General features: G+C 71.2%; 9 protein-coding genes and 1 pseudogene. 4 read left to right on the forward strand and 6 right to left on the reverse strand.

What is annotated here, in order from left to right:
* Nucleotides 1-160 precede the first annotated feature (160 nt).
* The 4 genes from CCR97_RS22175 to CCR97_RS22190 form a co-directional block, all read right to left on the reverse strand.
* Nucleotides 161-2,551, reverse strand: a complete 2,391-nt coding sequence (locus CCR97_RS22175) for a transketolase (RefSeq protein ID WP_111356616.1) — start codon at nucleotides 2,549-2,551, stop codon at nucleotides 161-163.
* A gap of 168 nt (nucleotides 2,552-2,719) precedes the next feature.
* A complete protein-coding gene (locus CCR97_RS22180) occupies nucleotides 2,720-3,595 on the reverse strand; it encodes an amidohydrolase family protein (protein ID WP_111356617.1) in 876 nt (291 codons plus the stop codon).
* A gap of 26 nt (nucleotides 3,596-3,621) precedes the next feature.
* Nucleotides 3,622-4,611 carry a tripartite tricarboxylate transporter substrate binding protein gene (locus tag CCR97_RS22185; protein WP_111356618.1) on the reverse strand — a complete coding sequence of 330 codons (990 nt, stop codon included), beginning with the start codon at nucleotides 4,609-4,611 and terminating at the stop codon, nucleotides 3,622-3,624.
* Nucleotides 4,612-4,811: 200 nt separating this feature from the next.
* Nucleotides 4,812-5,261 (reverse strand): DUF6163 family protein, encoded by a 450-nt coding sequence (locus CCR97_RS22190; RefSeq protein ID WP_111356619.1) that lies wholly within the window; start codon nucleotides 5,259-5,261, stop codon nucleotides 4,812-4,814.
* A 164-nt stretch (nucleotides 5,262-5,425) separates the two neighbouring features.
* On the opposite strand from CCR97_RS22190, the gene hemB reads away from it, so the two are divergent.
* Nucleotides 5,426-6,502, forward strand: a complete 1,077-nt coding sequence (gene hemB / locus CCR97_RS22195; protein WP_111356620.1) for a porphobilinogen synthase — start codon at nucleotides 5,426-5,428, stop codon at nucleotides 6,500-6,502.
* 112 nt (nucleotides 6,503-6,614) lie between these two features.
* Complete coding sequence (locus CCR97_RS22200; protein ID WP_111356621.1) at nucleotides 6,615-7,379, forward strand: hypothetical protein; 765 nt, start codon at nucleotides 6,615-6,617, stop codon at nucleotides 7,377-7,379.
* A 13-nt stretch (nucleotides 7,380-7,392) separates the two neighbouring features.
* On the opposite strand, the gene CCR97_RS22205 is transcribed toward CCR97_RS22200, so the two are convergent.
* Nucleotides 7,393-8,622 carry a threonine ammonia-lyase gene (locus CCR97_RS22205; RefSeq protein WP_111356627.1) on the reverse strand — a complete coding sequence of 410 codons (1,230 nt, stop codon included), beginning with the start codon at nucleotides 8,620-8,622 and terminating at the stop codon, nucleotides 7,393-7,395.
* A gap of 144 nt (nucleotides 8,623-8,766) precedes the next feature.
* On the opposite strand from CCR97_RS22205, the gene CCR97_RS22210 reads away from it, so the two are divergent.
* Together CCR97_RS22210 and CCR97_RS22215 are read left to right on the forward strand one after the other, a co-directional pair.
* The gene (locus CCR97_RS22210) at nucleotides 8,767-9,288 is read left to right on the forward strand and encodes an RDD family protein (RefSeq protein WP_111356622.1); all 522 of its coding nucleotides are present in this window, start codon (nucleotides 8,767-8,769) and stop codon (nucleotides 9,286-9,288) included.
* A 216-nt stretch (nucleotides 9,289-9,504) separates the two neighbouring features.
* Entirely contained in the window at nucleotides 9,505-10,248 is a 744-nt protein-coding gene (locus CCR97_RS22215) for an arginyltransferase (protein WP_111356623.1), read from the forward strand.
* A gap of 266 nt (nucleotides 10,249-10,514) precedes the next feature.
* Here the strand turns inward: CCR97_RS22215 and CCR97_RS22220 are convergent.
* A pseudogene (locus CCR97_RS22220) lies at nucleotides 10,515-10,712 on the reverse strand (hypothetical protein); the annotation flags it as partial.

The following is a 10,712-nucleotide window of genomic DNA, read 5'->3' on the forward strand; positions in this document are numbered from 1 at the left end:
CAAGGTGCCTCAGGCCGCAGGCCCGAGGCGCCGCCGAGCCGGGGCCCAGGGGCGGCTCGCCATGCCCCCTCGTGTCACCCTGGGTCCCGGGTCACGGCGCTGCGCGCCGCGCCCCGGACACGAGGCTTTCGCGAACAGGCCTGCCGGCCCCGCCCTCCCCTCACAGCGCCTTGAGGTACCGGATCGGCCTCCCCGGGGCGATCGCCTGGGCGGCGGCCACGATGGCATTGGCGTCGATGCCGTAGTGCCGGTGGAGGTCGGGCAGCGCACCGGTCTGGCCGAAATGTTCGACGCCGAGCGGGCGGGTGCGATGGCCGGCGACGGCGCCGAGCCAGGCGAGCGTCGCTGGGTGGCCGTCCAGCACCGTGACCAGCCCGCAATGCGGCGGCAGCTCGGCCATCAGCCGCTCGATATGCGAGCGGGCGTGCGGCAGGCCGCGCTCGCGGGCGCGGCTCGCCGCCGTCCAGCCGGCGTTGAGCCGGTCGGCCGAGGTGACGGCGAGGAGCCCGATGTCGCGGCGGTCCTCGGCCATCAGGCCGACCGCCTGGATCGCCTCCGGGGCGATGGCGCCCGTGTAGGCGACCACCACCTGGCAGTTCGGGCCGGGCTTCCGCATCCAGTAGGCGCCGTCGATGATGCCCTGGCGCAACTCCGGCGTCATGACCCGCTGCGGCTGCTCCACGGGCCGGGTGGAGAGCCGCAGATAGACCGAGCCGCCCGTCTCGTCGCGCAGCCAGGTGCGCTCGCAGGCCTCCCCCTCCCCGTCCCGCTGGATGTAGTCGAAGGCGAAGCCGAGGATGACGGCGAGCTCGTCGACGAAGGACGGCTCGAAGGCGGCGAGCCCGTCCTGCGCCATGCCGATCAGCGGCGTGCCGATCGACTGGTGGGCACCGCCCTCCGGCGCCAGCGTGATGCCGGACGGCGTGCCGACCAGGATGAAGCGGGCGTCCTGGTAGCAGGCGTAGTTGAGGGCATCGAGGCCGCGGCAGACGAACGGGTCGTAGAGCGTGCCGATCGGGAACAGCCGCGCCCCGAACAGGGAGTGCGACAGGCCGAGCGCCGAGAGCAGGATGAACAGGTTCATCTCGGCGATGCCGAGCTCCATGTGCTGGCCCTTCGGCGAGAACTCCCAGGTCAGCGTCGAGGGGATGCGCTCGCTCTTGAAGGTATCGACCATCGGCTGGCGGGCGAACAGGCCGCGCCGGTTCACGAAAGCCCCGAGATTGGTCGACATGGTCACGTCCGGCGAGGTCGTGACGATGCGGTCGGAGAAGTCGGACTTCTGCTTGCCGACCTCGTTCAGCAGCACGCCGAAGCCCTGCTGGGTCGACATCGTCGGGGCGATCTCGACCGTCAGCGCAGCCGGCACGTCGACCCGCGCGGCCTGGAGGCGACGCGGCCCGCCTTGCGCGAACGGAACTTTCTCGAGGAAGCTCCGCAGCTCGTGCTCCGGCAGCGACAGGCCTTCGAAGAAATCCCACTCGTGACCGGGCCGGACCTTCATCGCGTTGCGTAGAATCTCCATCTGGGCCGTTGTCATCAGGCCCGCATGGTTGTCCTTGTGGCCGGCGAGCGGCAGGCCGTGGCCCTTCACCGTGTAGGCGATGATGCAGGTCGGACGGTCGTGGTCGATCTTGCCGAACGCATCGAGGAGCGTCGGCAGGTCGTGGCCGGCGAGGTTCGTCATCAGCCGGGCGAGGTCGTCGTCGGAGAGCGCGTCCAGCAGGGCGCTGAGCGGCCCCTGGTCGCCGAGATCGTCGGTGAGGCGCCGCCGCCACGCGGCGCCGCCCTGGAACGTCAGCGCCGAGTAGAGCTGGTTCGGGCAATGGTCGATCCAGGCGCGCAGCGTGTCGCCGCCGGGCTTCTTGAACGCCTCCTCCAAAAGCACGCCGTATTTCAGGATCACGACGTCCCAGCCGAAGGCGCGGAACAGCTTTTCGTACTGCTCCCACAGGCCCTCGCGGACGACCGCATCCAGGCTCTGGCGGTTGTAGTCGATGATCCACCAGCAGTTCCGCACGCCCTGCTTCCAGCCCTCCAGCAGCGCCTCGAAGATGTTGCCCTCGTCCATCTCGGCGTCGCCGACCAGCGCGATCATGCGGCCCGGCGAGCGGTCGCCGGCGAAGCCGTGGTCGTGCACGTAGTCCTGCACCAGCGAGGCGAACAGCGTCTGGGCGACGCCGAGGCCGACCGAGCCGGTGGAGAAGTCGACGTCGTCGGTGTCCTTGGTGCGCGACGGGTAGCTCTGCGCGCCCTTGTAGCCGCGGAACGCCGCGAGTTTCTCACGCGACTGGCGGCCCAGGAGATACTGAATCGCGTGAAAGATCGGGCTGGCATGCGGCTTGACGGCGACCCGGTCCTGCGGCCGCAGCACGTGGAAGTACAGCGCCGTCATGATGGTCGACAGCGAGGCGGACGAGGCCTGATGGCCGCCGACCTTCAGGCCGTCGACATTGTCGCGCACGTGATTGGCCTCGTGGATCATCCAGGCGGCCAGCCACAGCACCTTGCGCTCGAGCGCGGAGAGCACGTCCAGCAAGTCTTTGGTCATCGCCCAATCCATCCGGGATGCCGGCCGATCGACGGCGCGAGGCAGCGGACGGCCCGGCGGCGACACGGCGTGCAACCAGCAGGATAGTGCGATCGGGGTACGGCTCAAGCCACAATCCGGGCATGGCCGGCTGGCGCCGGCACGCGCCCCGATCAGCCGGCGCCGCAATCAGCCCACGGCCGGGAAGCCGTAGAGGCGGGCCGGATTGTCGACCAGGATCGCCCGGCGGTCGGCCTCGCTCTCGATCCACTCCGGGATCAGGTCGACGAGATCGCCGTCGTTCGGCATGCCGCGCCCGTCCATGTTGAGGTGCGGCCAGTCGCTGCCCCACACGAGCCGCTCCGGTGCATGGGCGACGAGGGCGCGGGCGATCGGCGTGACGGCCGCATAGGGGAAGTCCCCCGGCACGCAGCGCATCGGTCCGGACAGCTTGATCCACACCCGCCCGGTGTCCAGCAGCCGAAACAGGGTCCGCATCGCCGGCTGATCGACGCCGCGCTCGGCCTTCACGCTGGCGAAGTGGTCGAGCACGATGGTGTTGGGCAGCGCCAGGAGGCGGTCGGCGAAGTCGTCGATGTCGGCGCCGTGCGGATAGAACTGGACGTGCCACCCATGCGCCGCGACGCGGGCCGCGACCGCCTCCGAGATGGTCGGCAGGACGCCCCCGCGCGACGCGCTCATGAAGCGCACCCCGCGGACGCCGAGCGCGTTCAGCCGCTCGATCTCGGCGTCGGAAATGTCCTCCGGCACCAGGGCGATGCCGCGATAGCGGTCCGGATACGTCGCTAGGACATCGGCGAGCAGGCGCGTATCGCGGCCGTAGCCGCCGGGACTGACCAGGACGGCGCGGGAGAGGCGGAGCGTCGTCTGCAGCGCGATGTGGGTCTCCGGCAGCGCGTCCGCCGAGACGTAGTAGCTGGTCGGGTCGAACGCATAGCGCTCGGCCGGGCCGATGATGTGGATGTGGGTGTCCACGCTGCCGGGCGGACAGACGAAGCGCGGCGTCTTCGGGTCCGGGTCGGGCGGCTGGGTGACGACGGGCATGACGCGACCGCGGTGGCTCCCTGGTCTCAATCGATGGTGACGTTGCTGGCGCGCGCGAGCTCGCGCCACTGCTCGACCTCGCGGGTGATGCGTGCGGCGAACGCCGCCGGGGTGCTGCCGACCCGTTCGATGCCCTCGCGGGTGAGCCGGTCCGCCAGCGCGTCCGACCCGACCGCGGCGGCGCTGGCCTGCGCCACCGCCTCGACGATCGCCGGAGGCGTTCCGGCCGGCGCCATCAGGCCGATCCACAGCACGCCCTCGTAGCCCGGGAATCCGCTTTCGGCGACGGTCGGCAGGTCGGGCATCAGCGGCGAGCGGCGCGGGCTGGCGAAGGCGAGCGCCTTCAGCCGGCCGGCCGCCACGTGGGCGCTGCTGGTCGCGTAGGTGTCGAGCTTGAGCTGGACGACGCCGGCCAACAGGTCGGTCAGGGCCGGTGCCGCGCCCCGATAGGGTACGTGCAGCACCTGCGCGCCGGCCCGGCGCAGCAGCAGCTCCATGGTCAGGTGCGGCAGCGTCCCGTTGCCGGCCGACGAATAGCTCAGCTTGCCGGGATTCTTGGTCGCGTAGGCGACGAAGCCGGCGAAGTCCGAGAACGGCGCCGCCGGGTGCGCGACCAAGAGCTCCGGCACCTCGGCGACGATCGAGACCGGGACGACGTCGCGCTCCCAGTCGTAGGGAAGCTGCTTCGGCTTGAGCGCGGCATTGATGGTGTGATTGGGCGTGGCGATCAGCAGCGTGTAGCCGTCGGGCGCCGCTTTCGCCACGGTGTCGGTCGCGAGGATCCCGCCGGCCGCGGCCTTGTTCTCGATGACGAACCGCCAGCCGCGCTCCTCGGTGATGCGTTGGGTCACGAGCCGCGTGACGATGTCCACGGCGCCGCCGGCCGAGAACGGAACGACGACGCGGATCGGCTTGTCGGGAAACTCGGCCCGGGCGGGGGCGACGGCGAAGAGCACAGCGGACAGGACTAAAGCAGCCGGACCGGCGGCGACGGCCGGACGAGACGATCGGACCATGATCTCGACCCTCGGGAAGGACGCCCGCGATGTCTCGCGGCGTCGAAAGACTCGGGACGTCGGACGAGGAGCGCGCGGCGCAGGGATGGTGCCGGCGCGACAGGGAGGCAGGAACCGTCTAGCCGCGTAAGGCTATAGCAACGCATCGACTGCGACAAACGTCCGTCCCGGGAGGACGGCTGGCGGCCCGCTCCGCCCCGTCAGGCCGGCTGCTCTCTCGCCGCCATCACAGCGAAGAACAGGTAGGCGCCGATCATCGCGACGAGGCCGACCACCACGATCCAGTGGAAGCCATAGATCAGCGGGAAGAAGACCTGCACGACGATCATGGTCACCGAGCCGGTGAGCCACACCACGGCGCCCCAGGGCGCGGCGAGCCACAGCCCGACCGCGGCGACGAGGTCGATCACGGCGAAGAACACGGTCGCGGTCTGCCAGGACAGCGACTGGGCGTCGAACCCCTCGCCCGGCCGCGCCCCGAAGCCGCACACGGCGGACCAGTGGTAGAGGCCCTTGATCATCGCGAGGCCGGCGGCGACCCGCAGGAACACGACCAGCCACCAGGCCCAGCCCTCGCGGTCGGGCCGGTAATCCTCGGCGTGGACCGGGGCGAGCTGCTCGATCGGGCCGGCGCCCGAGGGGTCGCTCACGGCACCGCCCCACGCATCGCGCGAGGCGTCCCGCCTCGCGGGGGGCGGCGCGGTCCGGTACGACTGTCAGGCGTAAGCAGTGTCAAGGACATGGAACACCGGTCCGGAACGCGCTAGAACGCGGGCAAATCATTGCGCGCCGAGAACACTTACGGAGAAGAGCCATGGCCATCAAGTACGGGCGTCCGCTCGAGTCGCAGGTCCGGGTGGTGCCGGCCAAGCCGCAGGACGCGCCCCGCGCCGACGCCCTCGACCTGATCCACCGGCCCCGCCGCAACCGCCGGACCGACTGGGCGCGGCGCATGGTGCGGGAGAACACCCTGTCGGCCAACGACCTGATCTGGCCGCTGTTTCTGGTCGACGGCGACAATGTCCGCATCCCCGTGCCGTCGATGCCCGGCGTCGAGCGCATCTCGGTCGACCAGGCGGTGCGCGACGCCGAGCGGGCCGCCGCCCTCGACATCCCCTGCCTCGCCCTGTTCCCCTACACGGACCCGGCGCTGCGCAACGAGACCGGCTCCGAGGCGCTCAACCCGGAGAACCTCGTCTGCCGCACCGTCCAGGCGATCAAGAAGGCGGTGCCGGACATCGGCATTCTCTGCGACGTCGCGCTCGATCCCTACACCAGCCACGGCCACGATGGGCTGCTCGCCGACGGCGTGATCCTCAACGACGAGACGGTCGACGTGCTGGTGCAGCAGAGCATCCTGCAGGCCGACGCCGGCTGCGACATCATCGCCCCGTCCGACATGATGGACGGCCGCATCGGCGCCATCCGCCAGGGCCTGGACGACGCCGGCCACGACGCCATCCAGATCATGGCCTACGCGGCCAAGTACGCCTCGTGCTTCTACGGCCCGTTCCGCGACGCGGTCGGCTCGTCGACCACGCTGACCGGCGACAAGCGCACCTACCAGATGGACTTCTGTAATTCCGACGAGGCGCTGCGCGAGGTCGAGCTGGATCTCGAGGAAGGCGCCGACATGGTGATGGTGAAGCCCGGGCTACCCTATTTGGATATAGTCCGGCGCATCAAGGATACTTTCTCGCACCCGACGTTCGTCTACCAAGTCTCTGGCGAATATGCGATGATCATGGCGGCCGCCAGCAATGGCTGGCTCGACGGCGAGAAGGCCATGGTCGAAAGCCTGATGGCCTTCAAGCGGGCGGGGGCAGACGGAATCCTCACTTACTTCGCGCCGCGCGTGGCGGAAAAGCTGAAGAAGGGCAGGTTGTTCTGACCGTTCGCTGAGAAAGAGGCTCCGCCCGCTCGGGCGTCCCTCGCCGTCGTGCCGCGACGCTCCCGCCTGCGCCCGCAGGCACCAGCGCGCGACTCGCTTGCGGAGGGGGGACATGCCGTACCGCAGTGCCGATGAACCTTATACCGGCCGCCGCAGGCCGGGCCGGCGCAACACGGGCCGGGAGCACGCCGGGCGCGGCTCGCGGCTTCTGATCGCGGGTCTCGTGGTCGCCGTCGGCGGCCTGGGGGTCTGGGTGGTGGCCGCCAACACGATCCTGAAGGCGCAGCCGACGCCGCTGCGCGACGTCGCCGCCGCCCTGGTGGCGGCCCGCGACGGTGCGCCACCCACCCTGTCGTCCCTCACGATCGCCTCCGTCGGAGCCGTGCCGGACATGCCGGCGCCGCCGGTTGCGGTATCGCCGCCGCCTCCGGCGGGAGCCGAGGCGGAGCCCGTCGCCGCGATCCCGGCGATCACTGCCGAGCCCACGCCGGACACGACGTCTCCGCCGAGCGGCGCGCCCTCTGCGATCGCCGTCGCCCAGCCGTCGCGGCCTGCCGCGGCGCCCGCCGACCCCGGCGCCTCCGCCGAGACCGCCGACATCACCGCGGCGCCCCCACCCGTGACCGTGCTGGCCTCGGCCTCGACACACGACGTCACCGGCGCGCTCGGCGCCCCGCCGCTGGCGGCCGGCCTCTCCGATATGGCGGACGACGGCGCGGCCGCCCCGCTCGACGGCGCCGTGCCGCTCCCGCGCACCCGCCCGTCCGTGATCGGAGTCCCGCTGCCGCGCCCGCGCCCGGAGATCGCCACCGAGGCCTCGTCGGCCCCGGTGATGACGCTGCAGCCGTGGGAGATCGAGCGCAACCAGCCGCTGTGAGGCGGACGCCGCCCTACTCGATCGCCTTGACGGTCTGGATGCGCTCCGGCTCGTAGCCGTTCGCGGCGAAAGCCTCGACGATCTCGCGGCCGTGGGCGCGGTCGCGCGCCTCCACGGTCACGTCGACCTTGGCGCCCTTGGCCGGCACGTCGAGAAACAGCCGGTGGTGGACGACCTCGAGGATGTTGGCGCCGTGCTCGCCCAGGAGCGTCGCGATCGCGCCGAGCACCCCCGGGCGGTCCGGAATCGTCAGCCGGATCGAGACGATGCGCGACTGGCGCTCGAGCTCGCGGACCATGATCGAGGCGAGGATGCGCGGGTCGATGTTGCCGCCGCACAGAACGAGCCCGACCCGCTTGCCGCGGAACCGCTCGGGCCGCGCCAGCATGGCGGCGAGGCCGGCGGCGCCGGCTCCCTCGGCCATGGTCTTCTGCAGCGTCAGGTAGGCGTTGACGGCCTGCTCGAGCTGCGCCTCGTCGACCAGCACGATGTCGGAGACGAGCGCCTCGATGATCGGCCGGGTGAGCCGGCCGACATTCTTGACCGCGATGCCCTCGGCGAGCGTCGGCCCGCCGACCGGCCGCGTCTCGCCGCTGATCGCGTTGCGCATCGCCGGATAGAGCGTCGCCTCGACCCCGACCACCTCGATGTCCGGCTTCACGCCGCGCGCCGCGACGGCGTTGCCGGAGATCAGGCCGCCGCCGCCGATCGGGATCACCAGCGTGTCGAGGTCCGGCACCGCCTCGAGCATCTCGAGCGCGATCGTCCCCTGCCCGGCGACGATGTCCGGGTCGTCGTAGGGATGGACCAGGGTGAGCCCCTGCTCGGCGATGATCGCCTCGGCGCGGCGCTGCGAGTCGGCCAGCGTCTCGCCGTCCAGCACCACGGTGGCGCCGAACGCCTTGGTGGACGCGACCTTCACGAAGGGGGTCGTCTCCGGCATCACGATGGTGGCCGGCACGCCGAGCCGCTGGGCGTGATAGGCGACCGCCTGGGCGTGGTTGCCGGCCGACATGGCGATGACGCCGCGCGCCCGCGCCGTGTCGTCGAGCCGCGCCAGCTTCACATAGGCGCCGCGGTCCTTGAACGAGTTGGTGACCTGCAGGTTCTCGTACTTCACGAACACCTCGGCCCCGGTGAGGGCCGAGAGCCGCGGCGCCGGCAGCATCGGGGTGGCGATCACCTGCCCCTTCAGCAGCTTTCGCGCGGCTTCGACGGCGGCGAGCGTCACGGCGGGGCTCATGGCTGCGTCCTCACGATCCCGATAGTCGCCGCGGCGGGGCCGCGCGCCCCACTTGCGGGGGTGGTCCGGCACGGCCATCTGGATGGGCGCCGGTCTTGCGCCGGCCGAAAGTCCTTGTCGACCAGGACCCTTGCGAGGAGCCCCATGGCGTACTCCGAGCTGCCCCGTTCCGCGCCGCCGCTGCTCGACCCGTTCCGGGATCCCGAGCGATTCGAGGGCGTGCTCATGCGCCGCGTCATCGCGTTCATGATCGACGTCGTCATCCTGTTCGTTCCGGTGGCCGTGGCCACGATCGCCGTCTTCCTGTTCGGGATCGTGACGTTGGGCCTGGGGTGGGCGCTGTTCTGGCTCGCCGGTCCGGCGACCGTGATCTGGGCCCTTCTATACTACGGAACCACGCTGGGCGGGCCGGAAACCGCCACTTGGGGCATGCGCATGGTCGACCTGCAGATGCGCCAGGGCGACGGGGCGCCGTCGACCTTCCTCCTCGGGACCGTACACGCCGTGCTGTTCTGGGTGTCGGTGTCGGCCCTGTCGCCGCTCGTCCTGCTGGTGTGCTTTTTCAATCACCGGCGACGCCTTCTCCATGATATCCTGCTCGGTACCGTTGTGATCAACAACGGGTCGCGGGCGGCGCGCCTGCGAGCGGCCGGCCTCGGATACTGACGTGTCCGGGACACCGGATGGAGTTCGGTCGCGGAGCGGCACTGGATACTGAAGGCACTGGTTGCTGAAGGCGATGATGGTCTGCGGGGTGGGCGTCGGCGCCCGGGTTGCAGAGGGGAGCGCCGGTCGAAAGTCGTCGAATCCGGGTCGAGCGGAGCGGCCGGCATCGGCTCGCCTGCCTGCTGGCGCCCTGCCGGCCGGCGCGAGGTCCGCCGCGTGACCCAGCATTCCCGCGACACGCCGCAATTCTACCTGACGGCGCCGTCGCCCTGCCCGTATCTGCCGGGCCGCGAGGAACGCAAGGTCTTCACCCACCTGGTCGGCGAGCGCGCCGGCGACCTCAACAACCTCCTCACCCATGGCGGCTTCCGCCGCAGCCAGTCGATCGCCTACCGGCCGGCCTGCGAAGGGTGCCGCGGCTGCGTCTCGGTGCGGGTGCTGGTCGACGAGTTCCGGCCCACCCGCAACCTGCGCCGGGTGCTGGAGCGCAACCGCGACCTCGCCGGCGAGATGCGGGTCGCGGTGCCGACCTCGGAGCAGTACGGCGTCTTCCGTGCCTATCTGGACGCCCGCCACCAGGACGGCGGCATGGCCGACATGACGGTGCTGGACTACGCCATGATGATCGAGGACAGCCATGTCGACACCCGCCTCGTCGAGTATCGGCGGCGCGGCGGCGAGCACGGCTTCGGCCGCCGCGGCGAGCTTCTGGCCGTCAGCCTGACCGACGTCCTCAAGGACGGGCTGTCGATGGTCTACTCGTTCTTCGAGCCGGAGGAGGCCGGCCGCTCGCTCGGCACGCTGATGATCCTGGACCACATCGCCCGCGCCCGCGCCATGGGCCTCGCCTATGTGTATCTGGGCTACTGGGTGAACGGCTCGCGCAAGATGGACTACAAGGCCCGCTTCCTCCCCCAGGAGCGCCTCGGCCCCGAAGGCTGGGACCGCATCGAGGCGTGAGCCGGCGATCTGCGCGAGGCGCTATCGAGTTCGCTGACGACCACCGGGAGTTCGGCCCCGTGCCCCGGACAAGGCGTATCGGGCCGACGGCCCGATACGCCGCAGAGCCGGGCCCAGGGGCGCCGCGACGGGCTTCGCCGTCGACCCGCGACAGGTCCCCACCGCTCCGTGCCTGGGCTCCTGGGTCCCGGCTCGCGCTGCATCGCTTCGCGCTGCAACGCGTCCGGGACACGAGGCACTCGGCCTCGGCAGCCTTTCGAACCGCGCTACCGCCCGTAGCCGCCGCGCATCCCACCGCCGGACGAGCCGATGCCGCGCATGCCGCCCCCGGTCGGTCCGGACGGGCCGTGCGAGTGGCCGCCCGGGGTGACCCGGCTCGGGCCCGGGCCGTAGGACGGCCGGCGGATCATCGAGCCGATTCCAATGCCGATCCCGATGCCGAGGGCCGCGGGCGGCCACTCGCA

The organism is Rhodoplanes elegans, assembly GCF_016653355.1.
Lineage (GTDB): Bacteria > Pseudomonadota > Alphaproteobacteria > Rhizobiales > Xanthobacteraceae > Rhodoplanes > Rhodoplanes elegans.

What these genes read in the sequence shown, in the direction of transcription:
- CCR97_RS22175 (WP_111356616.1), bottom strand. Translation starts at nt 2,551, where the DNA reads ATGACCAAAGACTTGCTGGACGTGCTCTCCGCGCTCGAGCGCAAGGTG.
- hemB (WP_111356620.1), top strand. Translation starts at nt 5,426, where the DNA reads ATGGCCATCAAGTACGGGCGTCCGCTCGAGTCGCAGGTCCGGGTGGTG.
- CCR97_RS22185 (WP_111356618.1), bottom strand. Translation starts at nt 4,611, where the DNA reads ATGGTCCGATCGTCTCGTCCGGCCGTCGCCGCCGGTCCGGCTGCTTTA.
- CCR97_RS22205 (WP_111356627.1), bottom strand. Translation starts at nt 8,622, where the DNA reads ATGAGCCCCGCCGTGACGCTCGCCGCCGTCGAAGCCGCGCGAAAGCTG.
- CCR97_RS22180 (WP_111356617.1), bottom strand. Translation starts at nt 3,595, where the DNA reads ATGCCCGTCGTCACCCAGCCGCCCGACCCGGACCCGAAGACGCCGCGC.
- CCR97_RS22200 (WP_111356621.1), top strand. Translation starts at nt 6,615, where the DNA reads ATGCCGTACCGCAGTGCCGATGAACCTTATACCGGCCGCCGCAGGCCG.
- CCR97_RS22210 (WP_111356622.1), top strand. Translation starts at nt 8,767, where the DNA reads ATGGCGTACTCCGAGCTGCCCCGTTCCGCGCCGCCGCTGCTCGACCCG.